23 protein-coding genes and 1 pseudogene are annotated in these 16,190 nt (G+C 42.1%); 21 read left to right on the top strand and 3 right to left on the bottom strand.

Going from position 1 to position 16,190, the window contains the following annotated elements:
- The first annotated feature begins 2 nt into the window (after positions 1–2).
- The 15 genes from FTU19_RS11505 (at position 3) to FTU19_RS11435 (ending at position 11,736) form a co-directional block, all read left to right on the top strand.
- Positions 3–467, top strand: coding sequence for a DUF2280 domain-containing protein (locus FTU19_RS11505; RefSeq protein ID WP_005236588.1), 465 nt, complete (start codon positions 3–5; stop codon positions 465–467).
- Positions 468–2,003 (top strand): phage terminase large subunit, encoded by a 1,536-nt coding sequence (gene terL, locus FTU19_RS11500; protein WP_180131278.1) that lies wholly within the window; start codon positions 468–470, stop codon positions 2,001–2,003.
- Positions 2,004–2,012: 9 nt separating this feature from the next.
- Positions 2,013–3,497, top strand: a complete 1,485-nt coding sequence (locus FTU19_RS11495) for a DUF935 family protein (RefSeq protein ID WP_180131276.1) — start codon at positions 2,013–2,015, stop codon at positions 3,495–3,497.
- A 3-nt stretch (positions 3,498–3,500) separates the two neighbouring features.
- Complete coding sequence (locus FTU19_RS11490; RefSeq protein WP_180131273.1) at positions 3,501–4,706, top strand: phage minor head protein; 1,206 nt, start codon at positions 3,501–3,503, stop codon at positions 4,704–4,706.
- A 502-nt stretch (positions 4,707–5,208) separates the two neighbouring features.
- A complete protein-coding gene (locus tag FTU19_RS11485; protein WP_180131270.1) occupies positions 5,209–6,180 on the top strand; it encodes a hypothetical protein in 972 nt (323 codons plus the stop codon).
- A 3-nt stretch (positions 6,181–6,183) separates the two neighbouring features.
- The gene (locus tag FTU19_RS11480; protein WP_180131267.1) at positions 6,184–6,555 is read left to right on the top strand and encodes a hypothetical protein; all 372 of its coding nucleotides are present in this window, start codon (positions 6,184–6,186) and stop codon (positions 6,553–6,555) included.
- A 5-nt stretch (positions 6,556–6,560) separates the two neighbouring features.
- Positions 6,561–7,640 carry a major capsid protein gene (locus FTU19_RS11475; protein ID WP_180131264.1) on the top strand — a complete coding sequence of 360 codons (1,080 nt, stop codon included), beginning with the start codon at positions 6,561–6,563 and terminating at the stop codon, positions 7,638–7,640.
- A 10-nt stretch (positions 7,641–7,650) separates the two neighbouring features.
- On the top strand, positions 7,651–8,010 hold the full coding sequence (locus FTU19_RS11470; protein WP_180131261.1) for a hypothetical protein: 360 nt from the start codon (positions 7,651–7,653) through the stop codon (positions 8,008–8,010).
- 7 nt (positions 8,011–8,017) lie between these two features.
- Positions 8,018–8,458 (top strand): gp436 family protein, encoded by a 441-nt coding sequence (locus tag FTU19_RS11465; RefSeq protein WP_086044620.1) that lies wholly within the window; start codon positions 8,018–8,020, stop codon positions 8,456–8,458.
- A 7-nt stretch (positions 8,459–8,465) separates the two neighbouring features.
- The gene (locus FTU19_RS11460; RefSeq protein ID WP_180131258.1) at positions 8,466–8,981 is read left to right on the top strand and encodes a phage virion morphogenesis protein; all 516 of its coding nucleotides are present in this window, start codon (positions 8,466–8,468) and stop codon (positions 8,979–8,981) included.
- Positions 8,956–9,378: a hypothetical protein gene (locus FTU19_RS11455; RefSeq protein WP_034171151.1), complete on the top strand. Its 423-nt coding sequence runs from the start codon at positions 8,956–8,958 to the stop codon at positions 9,376–9,378. Before FTU19_RS11460 ends, FTU19_RS11455 begins: the two co-directional genes overlap by 26 nt.
- Positions 9,379–9,387: 9 nt before the next feature.
- Positions 9,388–9,558, top strand: a complete 171-nt coding sequence (locus tag FTU19_RS11450) for a hypothetical protein (protein WP_171505567.1) — start codon at positions 9,388–9,390, stop codon at positions 9,556–9,558.
- Positions 9,558–10,310 carry a hypothetical protein gene (locus tag FTU19_RS11445; protein ID WP_180131255.1) on the top strand — a complete coding sequence of 251 codons (753 nt, stop codon included), beginning with the start codon at positions 9,558–9,560 and terminating at the stop codon, positions 10,308–10,310. The genes FTU19_RS11450 and FTU19_RS11445 overlap by 1 nt, the downstream gene beginning before the upstream one ends.
- A gap of 142 nt (positions 10,311–10,452) precedes the next feature.
- Positions 10,453–10,998: a hypothetical protein gene (locus FTU19_RS16340; RefSeq protein WP_257225457.1), complete on the top strand. Its 546-nt coding sequence runs from the start codon at positions 10,453–10,455 to the stop codon at positions 10,996–10,998.
- A 399-nt stretch (positions 10,999–11,397) separates the two neighbouring features.
- Positions 11,398–11,736, top strand: a complete 339-nt coding sequence (locus FTU19_RS11435) for a hypothetical protein (RefSeq protein ID WP_180131253.1) — start codon at positions 11,398–11,400, stop codon at positions 11,734–11,736.
- Positions 11,737–11,766: 30 nt separating this feature from the next.
- On the opposite strand, the gene FTU19_RS11430 is transcribed toward FTU19_RS11435, so the two are convergent.
- Complete coding sequence (locus FTU19_RS11430; RefSeq protein WP_180131250.1) at positions 11,767–11,937, bottom strand: hypothetical protein; 171 nt, start codon at positions 11,935–11,937, stop codon at positions 11,767–11,769.
- Between the two features lie 500 nt (positions 11,938–12,437).
- Here FTU19_RS11430 and FTU19_RS11425 point away from each other — a divergent pair, with 500 nt between their 5' ends.
- Genes FTU19_RS11425 through FTU19_RS11415 form a run of 3 tightly spaced genes read left to right on the top strand, consistent with a single transcriptional unit; the run spans position 12,438 to position 13,916 of the window.
- The gene (locus FTU19_RS11425) at positions 12,438–12,998 is read left to right on the top strand and encodes a hypothetical protein (RefSeq protein ID WP_180131247.1); all 561 of its coding nucleotides are present in this window, start codon (positions 12,438–12,440) and stop codon (positions 12,996–12,998) included.
- Between the two features lie 52 nt (positions 12,999–13,050).
- Positions 13,051–13,332 carry a hypothetical protein gene (locus FTU19_RS11420; RefSeq protein WP_180131244.1) on the top strand — a complete coding sequence of 94 codons (282 nt, stop codon included), beginning with the start codon at positions 13,051–13,053 and terminating at the stop codon, positions 13,330–13,332.
- Between the two features lie 5 nt (positions 13,333–13,337).
- The gene (locus tag FTU19_RS11415) at positions 13,338–13,916 is read left to right on the top strand and encodes a hypothetical protein (RefSeq protein WP_180131241.1); all 579 of its coding nucleotides are present in this window, start codon (positions 13,338–13,340) and stop codon (positions 13,914–13,916) included.
- 6 nt (positions 13,917–13,922) lie between these two features.
- Here FTU19_RS11415 and FTU19_RS11410 read toward each other — a convergent pair whose 3' ends face one another.
- The gene (locus tag FTU19_RS11410; RefSeq protein ID WP_257225456.1) at positions 13,923–14,261 is read right to left on the bottom strand and encodes an Arc family DNA-binding protein; all 339 of its coding nucleotides are present in this window, start codon (positions 14,259–14,261) and stop codon (positions 13,923–13,925) included.
- A 94-nt stretch (positions 14,262–14,355) separates the two neighbouring features.
- On the opposite strand from FTU19_RS11410, the gene FTU19_RS11405 reads away from it, so the two are divergent.
- The 3 genes from FTU19_RS11405 (at position 14,356) to FTU19_RS11395 (ending at position 16,090) form a co-directional block, all read left to right on the top strand.
- Complete coding sequence (locus FTU19_RS11405; protein WP_180131238.1) at positions 14,356–14,544, top strand: DNA-binding protein; 189 nt, start codon at positions 14,356–14,358, stop codon at positions 14,542–14,544.
- Between the two features lie 88 nt (positions 14,545–14,632).
- Positions 14,633–15,508: a KilA-N domain-containing protein gene (locus tag FTU19_RS11400; RefSeq protein ID WP_180131235.1), complete on the top strand. Its 876-nt coding sequence runs from the start codon at positions 14,633–14,635 to the stop codon at positions 15,506–15,508.
- A gap of 84 nt (positions 15,509–15,592) precedes the next feature.
- The gene (locus FTU19_RS11395; RefSeq protein WP_257225455.1) at positions 15,593–16,090 is read left to right on the top strand and encodes a hypothetical protein; all 498 of its coding nucleotides are present in this window, start codon (positions 15,593–15,595) and stop codon (positions 16,088–16,090) included.
- A 2-nt stretch (positions 16,091–16,092) separates the two neighbouring features.
- Here the strand turns inward: FTU19_RS11395 and FTU19_RS11390 are convergent.
- Positions 16,093–16,190 (bottom strand): annotated as a pseudogene (locus FTU19_RS11390) (IS1 family transposase); the annotation flags it as partial.

Below are 16,190 nucleotides of genomic sequence, written 5' to 3'. Positions count from 1 at the left end.
TTATGGCAGCACTTAAAGAGCCTGTAAAAATATTTATTGTTCAAGCTCTTGCATGCCGTGATACCCCTCAAGAAGTTGCGGAGTTGGTCAAGCAAGAGTTCAACATTGAAATCGATCGCCGTCAGTGTGAAAACTATGACCCAACTAAATACGCGGGTCGCAATCTCGGGAAAAAACTTGCAGATCTATTCAATCAGACTCGTAAGAAATTTGATGAAGGTTTAATAGATATTCCAATTGCCAGTAAGTATTACCGGCTTAAGCAATATCAGAAGCAACTTGAAAAAACCAAGAATGCAAAATTAGCACTCAAGATTCTTGAGCAGGCTGCTAAAGATGTAGGTGGTCAATTCACTAACCGACAAGAAATTACCGGTAAGGACGGCGAAGCATTACAGACCACCGTTGTTCATGCTACTCAAGAACAGGTCGAAGCTGCTGTAAAGAAGGCCCAAGAGGAATACTAAATGGATCTGCAAACACAGGTTGAAAAGAAGCTGTGTGAAGATGAGCATTTATATTTCACCCGGCGTTTTTTCAAGCCCCGGATGGGCTTTAAATTTACGGTGAATTGGCACCATGTTTATATCTCTTGGATCATTGATCAGGTGATAGCTGGTGAGATTGCGAACGTGGTCATCAACGTTCCACCAGGCGCGGGTAAAACTGAACTGACAACTAATCTAATTCCACGTGGTTTGGCTTTGAATGCACGCTCTCGATTTCTGTATCTATCCTTTTCTCAATCACTAGTTGAGGGTGTATCAGATACGGCGCGTGACATTGTGAAGTCCAAAGACTATCGGATGATGTGGGATTTAACAGTCTCCAATAGTACTGACTCCAAAAAGGAATGGAAGATTACAGTTGAGGACTACGATGTTGGCCATGTGTATGTGGCCTCTATGGGTGGACAGGTAACAGGACGGCGCGCAGGAACACTGGCTGATGATGGCTTTACAGGTTGTATCATCATTGATGACCCGTTAAAGCCAGAAGATGCTTTCAGTAAGATCAAACGAGATGCTGCCAATCGTAAGTTACTTAATACGGTGAACTCACGTAAAGCCAAGTCTGATACACCCATCATCATGATCATGCAGCGCCTGCATACTGAGGATCCAACCAACTTTGTCATGACAGGTAATCTACCTGGTGAATGGACTCAGATATCCATTCCGGCACTGATTGATGATAAGTACATTACAACCCTGCCAGAGCATATTCAAAAGCTGGTACCGCGAGATGCTGAGCGTGATGAGCAAGGCCGCCAAAGTTACTGGCCAAAGAAAGAATCGCTTCAATCCTTATTACAACTTGAAAAGGGTGGCAAGGATAAAGAAGGTGCCACGGTATCCCGTTATACATTCTCCAGTCAGTACATGCAGCAGCCTAAGAAATTAGGCGGTGACTTAATCAAGTCTGAATGGTTTGGATTCTATAAAGAGCATCCAGAGCTTCAGTGGCGCGCCGTCCTTGTCGATACAGCACAGAAAACCAAAGAGCACAATGACTACTCTGTATTCCTGCTGGTGGGTATGGGTATAGATGGAAAACTGTACTTGCTTGATCTCTTGCGCGGTAAATGGGAAGCACCAGAGCTTAACCGTCAGGCTAAAGCCTTTCTGGATAAGCATAAAGAGTACACCTGGCATACCAAACCAATCCGCTACATGAAAGTAGAAGATAAGGCATCTGGTACTCAGTTGATCCAAACACTCGGCACTTACTCTGGTGTCGCTGTGATTCCAGTCCAACGTAATACAGACAAGCTATCCCGTTTCATGGATGTGCAGGTCCATCTCGAAGCAAACTATAAGGATAAACCGGAAGATCGTTTTGTGATGGTACCTAAAGATGCTCATTGGGTCGGTGAATTCTTTGAAGAATGTGAAGCATTCAATGCGGCATTTACCCATGATCATGATGACCAAGTAGATACGCTGATTGATGCGATTGAAGATGCAGTAATTGCGATTAATTACAGCCCTCCGGCTGCATAAGGTTGAGTTATGTCTAAGAAAAGGAAAAAGCCTGAGAATGCAAAACCTGAAGCTGGTGCACTGTATTCTCATGAGGCTGAACAGGCTTTAATCAGTTATCTGACCAAAATGCCAGACGGCGATGAAGTACTTCGAAAAGCCGGGGTCACACGTCCACGATTGAAAGTCATGATGTATGACGATGAGATTTATCAGGCCATTGAAAAGCGCCAAGATAAACTTGAAAGTGCATCATGGCGTGTAGAACCGATGGATCAACCGGAATCAAAAATCATCATGGAGCATTTACGTGAGTGGTGGTCTGAGATTCTTCTGGGTGCGCAGAATGCTCGCTGGTACGGATATTCTGTATTAGAAGCAATCTATACCAAGCCTGAGGAACCGAGCCTACATATTGATGGCAATACCATTACGCCGTTTATTGGTTTTAAGTGGATTGGTGAAAAGCCAATGCAATGGTATGAGCCTAAGAATGATGGTCGTCTGATGTTGCTGGCCAACTACAACACAACTCGACAGGATCAGGAGGTTGATCAGCGCTTCAAACACTTTTTGACACGTTGTAAATCTACTTATGAGAATCCATTAGGTGAGGCTCTTCTAAGTCGACTGTACTGGGTCTGGTTCTTCAAAACGTCTGGCTTTAAGTTCTGGGCCAAGTTTGTTGAAAAGTTTGGCTTACCAATGCTGGTTGGTAAAACTGCCGGCAAGACGACAGATATGCGTGATGCACTACTTAGAGCGCATGCCAGTTCGGTAATTGCTTTAAGCGGTACAGATTCGGTAGAGATCCAGACAGCCAATACCAATGGCAACGCATCACAGACATTCGAAACTTTTGACAAGAACCTTGAGCGCCGTATTCAAAAGGTGATTCTGGGTCAGACTTTAACCAGTGGTACAGATGGTGCGGGCTCTCGTGCTTTGGGTGATGTGCATCTTGAAGTGCAAAACTCAAAGTATAAAGCTGACGTACGAATGATCATGCCAACGATACAAGCCATTATTAACGCGCTATGTGATATCAATGGCTGGGAACGCCACCGGGTCATCATTGGTGAAGAGAAATCACTGGAAGAGCCTAAAGCGGATCGTGATGTGAAGTTAAAGAATGCCGGTGCAGTCTTAACGCCACAATACTTTAAGCGTGAATATGGTTTGGAAGATGGTGATGTGATTGAACAGCCTCAAACTGGCTTCAATCAATTTACTGCATTGCCTAAGACGGCGTTTAACTTCAAGGCACAAGCAAACAAGTTATCACCAGAACAGCAAGAAGTTGAAGAACTGACTGATGGCCAAGATGAATTGCAACTACTTAAGCCGGACCAGGTCAAAGAATTGATATTCAAGTCTGATGGTCCTGAAAGTCTAGCTTATAACCTAATGCAGTTAATACCTGGAGCAACACAAACTCAGTTCACTGCCAATTTAGATCAGGCTTTGTATGCGGCAGATGTATTGGGGTATGTGGCGGCTCAAAACGGGAAGTAAGTTATGCAACCAGTCACATTTCTTGAGGCGCTTCAGTACGCTCACAGTAAAAAGATCGTGCTACCTGATGAGTTCTATTCAATGGACCTTAAGACCCGACAGATGGCAACTACGGTTAGCTTTCTATCGAGTCTTGAGCAGATTGAAACGGTCATCAAGGCGGTGAATAAATCGATTGCCGACGGCGGTACCTTTAAGGATTTTCAGAAGCTAATTGAAGAATCTGAAATCATTCTGCCAAAGCATTACCTGGACAATGTATTTCGTACGAACATCCAAAGTGCTTACGGTCATGGCCGGTGGCAACAACAGCAAAGGAACAAAGCTAAACGATCATATCTGATGTATTCGGCGATCAATGATAGTCGAGTGCGTCCGAGTCATTTGGCCTTGAACCGGATCGTTCGTCACATTGATGATCCATTCTGGCTGACACATTATCCTCCCACAGGTTTCCGCTGTCGGTGCACATGCATAGCATTAACTGAGAAACAGGCGCTGAAATACGGCATTACACCTGACGATAAGCTAACAGAGGTTGCTGAAGCTTTGGATTGGAGTTCCCATCCTTTACAGTTTGGTGAGCTTGAATCACTGGTGGATAAAAAGATCAGCACTTCAAGTCTGGATAAGGAATATCTCCTCGAGCAGAAAGAGGTAATCAAGGCTGAATGGACGGCGAGTAAAAAACTCACAAGACTATTTGCTCCGATGGATGATAAGGCTCGGGATCTATTTGATACGGTGGCCAATACCGTGATTCCACTTGATCCAAGCATTCGACCAAGTGCGATTCGGACTTTCCTGGACTATGTACAGGGAAATGATGCATCGCTGACCAGCTACTTAAACTCTGCTACAAGCTCTCTGGCTGATGATGTGCTTAAGCGCTGGCTGAGTACTGATATGGCAGCTATTCAAGCTGTGGCGAGCAATGCGGCTTCAACCGTGGTGGGTGCTGCGACACTTAATCAAGTAGCGGCTTATCAGGTTGGGCAGACAGCTCAGCTTAATGCGCCGTTGCTGATGGCTGATACAGCTTCAGATATCGTGATTAAGATTGAGAATGCTAAAGGCTTGGGTGTTGATCTGGATATGTTGAATGCTGGTAACGGCGTTTTAATACCGATGGGATTGTCATTTGAGGTTGTTTCGATTGAAGCGGTTGAAGGGCAGATGGTTTATACGATCAGACCACTAGTTAATTAATCTTTTAATTAACTAATCTGCTATAGGACAATGTTTAAGCTACATTTTTTATACAACGAATGGAATATTTAAATATTGGATTAGGGGCAAAGTAGACTTATAAAATCTGTACAGCTTAGTCACTTGGTTGGGATATGGTTTGTTTTGCAATTGAGATCGAAATACCTGCAGATAAGTGCCCTAAAATAAGAGGCCGAAAGCGTTTAATAAGAGAAGGAAAGGCAAGGGTTCTTTTGTCAAATAATACTTCTACAAGGAGAGCGCTTACGGGATTTACAAGGTATGGGGTATCTAGCGGAAGGAATGCAATAGTCTTAACTCCATATGAGTTCAAAGATCGTGAGAACCAGATAACAAACTTTCTAAATAAGAGGTTTGATAGTGAATGGAAACTTAAGCTGATACCTATAAAGAATACTTGAACTATTTACCCACCTCGGTGGGTTTATTTGTAGCTATTTTACGCCGTCCGAAAGGGCGGTTTTTTTATGGAGCATGAGAAATGCCAAAAGAAGAGGAACATAAGCCGAATCAGTATTGCTTCCAGGTCGGTAACTTAAATGTCGATCAAGCTGAAGATGGCAAGAAGAAGCGGACTTTCTCCGGTGTTGCATACAGTGGTGAAGTTATTACCGATCATTGGTATTGGGATCGAATCATCTTTGATCTTGATTCTATGCAAATTAAAGGCCGAATCCCTGCGTTACTGGATCACTCAACCCGGCAACGTGCTGGAGCCATCAATAGCCACAGCATTGATCACCAGAACGGCCTAACAGTTTCAGGCGATCTAATGAGTAATGAATTTGGTACTCAGGTTGCTCAGGACTCTGACGATGGCTTTCCATGGCAGATGTCAGTGCGAATTGAACCCTCTGCAGTCGAAGAAATCCAAGCGGGTGCATCAGTCACTGTAAATGGAAAAGTGCATCAAGGGCCTATCACGGTTTTCCGTGGTGGTCGTATTCGTGAGGTGTCTTTCTGTGCTTTGGGTGCGGATGACAATACAAACGCAGTGGCAGCAAGTCACTCTCCAAAACAATTTAATCAACCAGAGGACACAGACGTGACCGAATTAGAAAAGGCTCAGGCCAAAATTACCGAACTGGAAGGTCAGGTGAATACTCTGACTGAACAAAACAAACAATTCGCAGCAGCAAAACGTGAAGCTGAAATCACTGCATTAGGTAAAGACCTGGGCAAAGAATTCAGCGCTGAAGATATTGAAGAAATGAAAAAGCTTGATGATGGTGCATTTGCATTCTCAGCTAAGCAACTTCGTCAATTTTCTGCAGGTAGCCAGCAACCACCAGCTACACCACAAACACAACAAACACCAAGTGTAAATCCGGCATTTGCTCACCTGTTTAGCCATCAAGCTAATCCGGGGCAAGGTGGTCAGTCGAATAATACCGACACTCACAAATTCACTTCTGGTGCACAAGCATTCGCAGAACAAAACAAGGGGAAATAATTCATGAGCCAGGTTATTCCAAAAATTACGGTCCAGTCTAAAAAGCTGATTCTAGACAATGAAAAGTTACGACGTGCCAATGCCAAAGTAAATACTGCAACGGCCTACAAGAAAGGCGACTTGCTCACACTTTCAGATGCCAATGTACTTACGCATGCTGCTGATGAAAAAACATGGGATGTGATTTGTGGTCAGGATGTTACTGCTGCAGAAGCCACAATCAAGGCCGCTGATGGAATTGAAATTCTGGTCTACTATGGCGGGGTTTTCAGTATTGAAGCTGTATCGCTTAATGGGACTTTGCTTGCTGCTGAAGAATATGATGCAGCGCGTGCACAGGCAACTAAAAACAAAATCGAACTTTCTAAGGTGTAAACAACATGCCACAGTCTTTTAATATTGAAGGTGCTCCACTTGAACTTCTTGATGTGGGTGAGCTGGCACTGATCCACTCGAATTACCGTCCAATGGACACATGGCTTTTAGATAAGCTTTTCCCTAATCGCCCGTTATTCACGCGTGATGATGTGCCACTGGCTGAATTATCAGCTGAACATGATCTGGCACCACTGGTATCACCGCAACAGCCTGGTAAGCCATTTGATACTACTCAATCTGGTGAAGTACGCCACGTTAAACCGGCTTACTACAAGCCAAAGAATCAGGTCACTCCGGCAGAAACTTTTGAAATTGCCTTGCTTGAGCGTTTACGTACTGCAGGTATCATCTCAACTGGTAACCAGCGACTATCTGAGCAAGAGCAAATGATCATTGCTCAAATCTCAGTGATGAAGCGCAACCATGATGCGATTGATAACTCAGTCATGATGATGGCGATTGATTTACTGAAAAATGGTAAATACACGCTTCACTCAGATGATTATGAGCTCAACCTGGTGGATTACCGTCGTGATGCGTCTTTGACATATACGCCGTTGGTCAAATGGAATGAAGCGGGTGCCAAGCCAGTAACGGATATTCGCACCATGCTTGAACGTCAATTGTCGGCTGATGGTGGCGAAGCTAAGCTGTCTGTTATGTCTGGTTTAGTTTGGGCGGCTCTCTGGAACAATGAAGAATTCAAAAAAGAATTCATCACGCCGTATGCCGGTATTTCTGTTCCAGTGAATCCAAGCTTTGGTGTCAAAGAGTCAGCGACCTTCAAAGGTACTTTTGATGGAATCGAATTCTGGGTATATGACGCAACCTACCGCAACAAGGGCAAGGTGAATCGTTTTATTCCTAAGGATTACTTCTCACTGATCTCCGATACCAATGGTTCGGTAGCTCACTGTAAGATTAAAAATATGTTGGCCAACGGCGTTGCTCAGCAGTACTTTGACCGTCAATGGTACTGTGAAGATCCAAGCGGCATCATGCTGATGACCGAATCTGCTCCACTGGTTGTGCCGTCTAATAAGAACGGTGTCGTTGGTGGTACTGGCTTTATCACTCTATAAGGAGCAAGACATGCCGAAGTACACAGCAAAACAATCCATCGGGCATTTTATGCCAGGTGATGAAATCAAAGGGCTTGAAGCTAAACAACTTCAGGCCCTTTTAGCATCTGGGGCTATTGAAGAATATCAAGAGCCGGAAGAACCCAAAGCAGACAGTACAGCCGCACGCTTGGCTGAACTTGAAAAGGCCAATGCTGAGTTAACAGTAGCAAATAAAACCTTAACTGAAGCCAATCAGGCAGCAGTTGCGGACAAGGCCAAGGCTGATCAAGAAGTTGCTGAGCTAAAGGCAAAAGTGGCTGAACTTGAAAAGGTGAAACCTGCCGCAAAACCTAAAGCCGGTGAAAAACCTGCTGATGAAACCAAATAGGTGATCTATGTATGCGACTGAAGCAGATTTGGTCGCACGATTTGGTGATGAGATTGAAAATCTGAAAGCGATGCTTCCTTCTCAGTCTTCAATAACTGATGCAATTCAGGATGCAACAGAGGAGATTAACGGTCATATCGGTGGTCGTTATCCTTTGCCACTTCCCAATGTGCCTAGTAACTTAAAGCGTATGGCGTGTGATATTGCACGCTATCGTCTTTACTTCCAGCAGCCTATCGAGGAGGCTCGGAAGCGTTATGAGGATGCAATCGCATTCTTAAAACGCGTTGCTGACAACAAGGCCCATTTGCAGATTCAGCTGCCTGAAACAAACCAGATCGTGGATGACCAACCTAAAGGACGACCTTCAACAGCGCCAGTCGGTACTTCATATACCGGTGGTGTATTTGGAGATTCTATCCTGGACCAGATGCCCAGCTTGAAGTGAGGTGCTTATGGCTTTTGCAATAACCATTCAAGCTGATAGCTCACCGATTGAAGCGGTGCTTAATCAATTAGGTAACTTTGATTCTTTAAAGGATCGGCTGTTTGATGAGATCGGTGCTGGGCTTGTGAATAGTGTTCAGAATCGATTCTTAACAGGTACTGATGTAGATGGGAACCCGTGGAAGATTTCATGGCGTGCCAGCATGCAAGGCAGGGATGGTGTCGGGGTCGGTGAAACGCTTCGAAACACTGGCCGCCTGATGAATTCCTACACACACAATGTTCTTTCAAGTGGTGTGGAGGTGGGTACAGATGTTGTGTACGCACCCCATCTGCATTACGGCGCAACAATCTTACCTAAGAATGGCCAATACATCACCTTTGCAGTTGGTGGCCAGTATCGAAAGGTTAAGCAATCAGTTCTACCGCCACGGACCCAGCTCGGTATTAATGCTGAAGATGAGGTAATGATTTTGGATATTGTCGGGAGTTTTATAGATGAGCACCTTCTTCGCGGTGCGTGATGAGATTGCAGAAAAGCTGAAAGAAATTCCAGAACTTCTAAAGATCTATACGCCGTTAAACTCAGTCAGCGTAACCGAGATGTCGCAGGTTACGCCGTCAGCACACGTCAATTTCGTTCGTATTGACAAAAAAGCCAGTGCAGGTCGTGGAAGTATCAATCAGATCGGTCAGCAATGGGCGGTCACGGTGGCATGTCGTAATGCTCAATCTCAGATGACTGATGGCCGAGCGGTGAGTGATGAAGCTGGGCTTTTGACTGAGAAAGTAATTCAGCTACTTTCCGGCTGGCAGCCTCAGGCATCACGAACGGCACTAGAAATGATTTCGGTTCGGGATGGGTATAGTCCAGGCTTTGCATACATCACGATTATTTTTGAATCACAAAAATTCATTTAGGAGCCAGTCATGGCAAAACAATACAAAGCATTACAGCCTGTAGGTCGCTTTCAAAAGGGCGATGTCGTTGGCGGGCTGGATGATGCACAAATCAAAAAGTTACTGGCAGATGGTGTCATTCAGGAATTGCCTGAACCTAAAGCTGCTCCAGCCAAAAAAACTACAGGGGATGAAAAGTAATGGCTAAAGAATATATTTCGCTGCAAGGTAAGTTTTACCTGTCAGAACTTGTGAATGGTGTTGCTAGTGCAATGCGCCATTTGGGTAACGTGCCAGACTTTGAGTTAGAAATTGGTGCTGATGTTGTTGAGCATAAAGAATCAACATCTGGTCAGCGTACTACTGACTTCACCATGATCAACGCAACATCAGTGAATTTCACGGGAACGCTGGAAGAAACTGATCCAGAAAACCTTCAATACATCCTGTCTGGTATGAATCACGCCGTAGCGACCACTACAGCGACAGATGTATCACTGGGTACTGTGGTGGCCGGTAAAGAAATCAAACTGGATGGTTATAACCTGAAAACGGTTTCATTCAAGGATTCAACCACTGGCACAGCTAAGACTGTTGATCCAGAGAATTACACACTGGATGCTGTATTTGGTACTGTGGTTTTCCATAATGTATCAGATCTGACCATGCCGATCTTAGCCACCTACACCACTGGTGCAGTGACTAATACCACTCTGGCATCCGACTTTGAAAAAGAGTATGAGCTTTTCTTCAAGGGCATCAATACCGCGAATGGTAAGCATATGGCTGTACGTTTATGGCGTACCAAGAAGTCGCCAGAAACCACTTTCCCACTGATTCATGAAGAACTTGGTCAGTATGAAATCTCTGGTCAGGCTTTATCTGATGTAACGAAGCAAGCAGATCCGGCATTAGGCTTATATGGCCATGTTGTGACGATTCCGGCAGCGTAATAACCTCATGCAGGCACAAAGAACTCCACGGCGTATTAGCGTCTTTTTTGTGCCTGTTTTTTTGGATTTTACGAGATAAGACTTAGGTTTTCTTTTGATTAAAATTCTAGTATTTTATACTTGATAATAATCGAGTAATAATATGAAAAAAGTAATATTTTCGGCCCTTCTTCTGATTGGTCTAGTCGGGTGTTCTAATGCCGATGCAGAGAATACAACAATAAACGTAGTTAAAGGTTCTTTAAAAGATCCAGACTCTGCGAAATTCCAAAATATAAATGGAGCTTGTGGTGAAGTAAATGCCAAGAATAGTTATGGCGCATATCCTGGCTTTAAGAAATTCTATATCTCTAGCGGCGTTGTAGTTTTTGAAGATCTTGAAGACGAAAATATCTTTAGTGATGGATATACTGCCTACTGTACCAGTGGAAGTACTTTAACTGATCCTGAAAAACAAGGATGTGTAGATACTGCTAATGCTGCAAGAATGGTCTTGCAAGGTAAACAGATGGGGATAAGTAAAGATGTTGCTTTTGGTGTTGTTGAAAAAGTAGCTCAACAGGCTCAAGGAAGTCCGGGTGAAAAGGATCGTTTATATAAGATGATTGAAAGTATTTACGGTGATCCAAATGCAACCCAAAATCCAAATTACACCCGAGATATTCTTAATAAGTGTTTGGCTGGATAATAAGAATTATCGAAGTTCTTAAACCACTCTTCGGAGTGGTTTTTTAATACTTCATCATTTTGTAATATTTTGTTAGTTTAATTAGCGCTCAATAGGGCTATAAAAGATATTCAGTTCATGTTAGGAATAAAACTGCTATGACTAAAATAGAAATATTTGTCTCCATCCTAGCTGTAATAATTATTTCTACTTTTATTTATCTTGTATGTCAGTAAGTTAGTAAGCTAAGAACCGCCTTTAGGGCGGTTTTTTGATAAGTGGAAGTTTCACCTGGCTAGATAGGGTCAATTTTAAAAAGACTTAAAATAGTAAAACATAACTTTACAAATCCACTCTCCCTAGGCTTTAGATAAGATTGAAAATTAATGTAAAGTGCTGCCCTTAATACATGGGGATATTATGAAAAATTTAAGCTTATTCTTTTTTATTGTGATTTTAGCTGGGTGTGGACACAAGGAATCTCACGGTCAGCATCTTGATTTAGAAACAAGCAAAAAGGAACAGCTTGAATTTGCAAAAGAAGCTACAAAAAAATTCATTCCCAACCCTGATTCGGCAAAGTTCCGCAATCAAATAGGAGAGTGTGGAGAAGTAAGCTATAAAGAAGCAGATAGTGATTATGTTCCCTTCCAGCGTTTTATTATGCTTTCAAAGGATATAGTACTTGTAGAAAATCAGACGGATCAAAAGCAATTTGAGTTGTCATGGAAGAATGGTTGTACGCCAAGCTGGAAGTAATTAAAAAGCCCTTTAATTAAGGGCTTTCTTTTATTCACCAGATGATTCAGATTTTTGATATTTTTCATTTCCATACTCTAAAGCAACCTGTTGTGCTTCAGCTGCGGCAGTGGCTTCTATTGGAATCGAGTCAGCTGCGATAGCTACGGTACCAGTAAATCCCATTAAAGCTAAGATTAGAATTTTCGAATACTTTTTCATTTGAATTTCCTCTACGTTTCTAAGACTTAATTTCAGTGTAGAGAATGATTTAAATCGTGGATGTAGCAGCTATGTCGGGATATGTAAGATATTCAGGTCTAAAGTTATAGGTTTCTAGGTTTGCGTAAGAATGCTTTTCGGTTGAAACTTTTTGTTGAGTTGCTTAACGAAATGTTTGAATGCTTCAGTAGGTAGTTACACTCTAAAGAAACTTCCCTAACTTCTAAATCTTTGTAACATCCAATAATTTTTTTGTAATCTTTATGTTATTAATTGTATGCTTTGCTTATCATATGAATGATGAAAAGTGGAGCTCCGAAAATGCTGACCAAAGCCGAAATCGTTGTTGTCGTTCTAATGATAGTAGCCTTAATTCTCATCGTTTATGAGATGGGGCAAGGTCGTAATTGGGCTTTATAGAATTCAGCCTTTATTAAAGTTAAAAGAAAAGCACCTTCGGGTGCTTTTTTAATGTCTAAAATTTATCTCAGAGACCCATCATGAATGATTTTTTCCCAGCAACAAATCGAAGTATTAAAGTTAATGACATCGAAGTACGTCAGATCCAGATGAAGGACTTTGATACCTGGGCAATGCATGCTGAAGTTTTGAAAAACTTCATTAAAGACCAAAATTATTCAGATGAAATTTTGACACAGTTATTTAAAGCTCATGGTGTACAGGTTATTTCGACCATGGCATGCGTTACTGATCTGGATAATGAATCACTGGTGGAACTTGCTACTGATGAACAGGGATTTAAAGATCTACTTAAAGCGGTGCTTCTGGTCAATCAGGCTTACTTCAAATACGAAAAACCAAAACGTGGTATTAAAAAGAAAGATGACTCCACCTGGTTTGACTCATTCCAGTTTCTGGTATCAATGGGCCATCAGCATAGTGAAATCATGCAGATGACCTACGGTGCATTCCAGGGCTATGTTAAGGCAGCAAACAAGATGTACAAACAGGGAATCTTCAATAACGCTGTTGCAGCACGTGTAGCCCAATCTGACAAAAAAGGCTTTGAGTCGTTCAAGAAAGAAATGGTTTCTGATTGATCATGCATCACCCTAAAGTTATGATGTGAAAATAATAATTTAGGGGGTTACTGTGAAAAAATTATTATTAATTACGATTCTTATGCTTAGTACCACAGCTTTTGCTGTAGAGGTGAACTCAGTACGTGGCAGTACCAGTTATGTGAAGCCTGGCTCTACATTGGGGCAAATGTATGATGTATTGGGTGAACCTGAATCTTCTTATCATCACGTGATTCATGACCGTAAAGGTTGGCCGCATAAAGCTACTTCTTATCGTTACACTGTAAATGGTCAGAACTACACAATTACTGTGGTGGATGGCCAGATCTACAAGATTGAGTGGGAGCGTTGATCCAGATGAAATATTTATTGGCTGGGGTATTTGCTCTTATTTTGGCTTTTGGGGTATTTGCTTATAAAAGTAATGAATCTGACAAAGAACGATTGAAACAGGCTGAGATTGCGCATCAGCAGAAGCTGGAGCAAGAGAAGCTTGATGAGGCTAAAGCTCTTCAACTATCCGCACAAAGACAAGCGGAAACAGAGAAAGCAAAAGCCTTGAAAGCTGAACAAGAAAGGCTGAATGGAGAAAAAAGAGCTAAAGAGTATGAGCAGGAACGTCAGGAAAAGATTGCTCAAGAAAAAATTACTAGGCAGCAAGAGAGTAAGTATACGGAGGATGAGTGGCTGGCTATATGCAAATCTTCAACAGGGGCTGCAAAAGCAATAATGAGTAGTAGGCAAAAAGGAGCTTCAATGACAGAGATGATGGATAAAGTCGTACGACCTGCTGATCCTGCAATTAAAGATGTTGTTAGAGCTCTTGTGATTGATGCTTACAGCAGACCTAGATTTGATACGCCTGAATTCCAACAAAAATCAATATTGGATTTTGAGAATAGCGCATATTTATCATGTATAAAAGCAAGACCATAAAGCACCCTAGAGTGCTTTTTTATTTCTATCTTCTTTAATTACTATTTTTATTTCTTTTATATCGCCTTGCTGGGCAAATTTCATAAATTCATCTAGAACATCTTTAGCAATTGTGTGGGAAGCTCGCTCCATCAGTTCTTCTGGTGCCATATTTATCGGATGGGTTTCTGGTGATAATGCAAGACTTTGCTCTAATCGAGCACATATCTCCGCATTAATTGATCGGTTGTTATTTTTGGCGGACTCCATGATTTTATCTCTTAAATCTTCAGGCCAACGCAATTTGTACTGTGGATCGCGCTGATTCTCGCTCATAACCATATACCGCAAAATTAAAATACCCATATTAAAGTACCAAAGAGGTACTTGACAATGGTCGCTAAGAGGTACATTATTGGTATGTACCCAAGAGGTACTATTAAAAATAAAGGAGATTGAAGTGGAATTGCCAACCAAACCCAATACAACCAAATCCTCTAGAACCAAGATTCAATACAATCTTCGAATTGAACCTGAATTAATGGATTGGCTTAAGGAACTAGGCCAGGAGTATGAGCGACCAGTGAACTATTTGATCAACCATGCGGTTAAGCAAATGAAAAATGAAATAGAGAGTGCGAAAGCATGAAAACCACAGGCACAAAAAAACCTTGCCTTCCGCCAAGAATAAACAAGGTTTTGAATGTCTCAACTACATCAAATAAGAGAGAATTCTTATGTCTAATTTAACACAAAATCCAGTAAATCCAAATACTCAACCGTTGGTTATTGGTGATTTCTCAATTCGCCAAGATGAAGATGGTCGTTATTGCTTGAATGATCTACATAAGGCAAGTGGTGATGATAAAAAACATTTCCCTGCTTATTTTCTTCGCAACCAGCAGACCAAGGACTTGATTGAGGAAATAGAGCGATATGCAAATTCTCATATCGGTCAAAATATAAACTCTGCAAATTTGCAAAGTGCTGTAAAAGTAATTAAGGGTGGTGCGGAGAAGCAAGGTACATACGTCGTAAAAGAATTGGTTTACTCGTACGCAATGTGGATATCTGCAAAATTCCACCTACAGGTTATTCGTGCTTACGATGCAATGGTGATGCAATTTAGAGTTAAGGCGCGTCAAGCTATTTCACCTGAACAACAAGCGTTACTTCATGAAATTGTGGCTCGTCGTTCTGGTGGTGAGCGTAAAATCTTTGCTGAAATGTGGGCGCGTCATAATCGACACTTTAAAATCCCACGCTATGCAGAGCTTTTAGAGATTCATTTTCCAGAAGCGGTGCATTATCTAGAAACAATGGATTTAAAGGCGAAAGTTGAAAAGCCTGAAATTAAAGCTCTGCCTTACCCTCAAGAGGTGGTGCAGGTAGCCCAGCAGATCAGCCAAGAGTTCAATAACTCCAAGTATGATTCTTGGCATGTAAGTGCTCGCAATGGCGTATTGACCGCAATGCCACTACCTCCGGGCTTCTACCCAACAATGGATATTGCCGAATTTACCAAGCGTTTTGATAGTGTATTGGATTTGCTGTACGGCACAGATACATTGCGTGTAGGAAGGCATTTTCTAAAAGAGCGTAATTCTAAATAAAACAAGAACCTCCTTCGGGAGGTTTTTTACTTGATTCACACCCGCTTCGGCGGGTTTTTTATTGCCTGAATTTTAGAGGTCAGCATGTCTGGTAAAAATTTAACGTTTAAATTGGTAATGGATGCTGACACAAAAGCATTTGTTTCTAATATGCATCAGTCAGAAAAAGCAGCAAAAGAAGCATTTGCAGCACTTAAAGAAGGCTCAGCCAGTGTTGTAGGTGATACCAGCAGTGCGACAAAAGAGGTAGACCAGCTTGGCAACCAATCCCAAGAAACCGCCCAACAAATAAAGCAGCTTGATAAAGAATTAGAGGCAACATCACAAGAATTACAGCAAACAGAGCAAGCATCTAAAGGTGTCTCGGGAGAGTTACAGGGCTTAAAAACCGGCTTTAATGCTCTAACCGGGGCTTTAGCTGCTCTTGGAATTGGCGCTACCGCTGCTGAAATTGCTCAAACTGCTGATGAGTATAAGAACCTTTCTGGCCGTATCAGTATTGCGATTGGAGATCATGGCAACCTTCAAAAAGCCATGGATGATGTTAAAAATGTCTCGGTGGTGTTTCAAAAAGTATGCTGACATTAAATGAAGCCATTATTGATGTAAAAAAAGGTTAAGTCGAAAGCTTTAAAATGGTTTTCAATCTTTTTTGAAAAATTACAACTCCTTCTAAAACCGC

This window comes from Acinetobacter sp. YH12072, from assembly GCF_013419565.1.
GTDB lineage: Bacteria > Pseudomonadota > Gammaproteobacteria > Pseudomonadales > Moraxellaceae > Acinetobacter.
The sequence above is the reverse complement of the archived record's forward strand: the minus strand, read 5'-3'. Positions and strand labels throughout refer to the sequence as shown.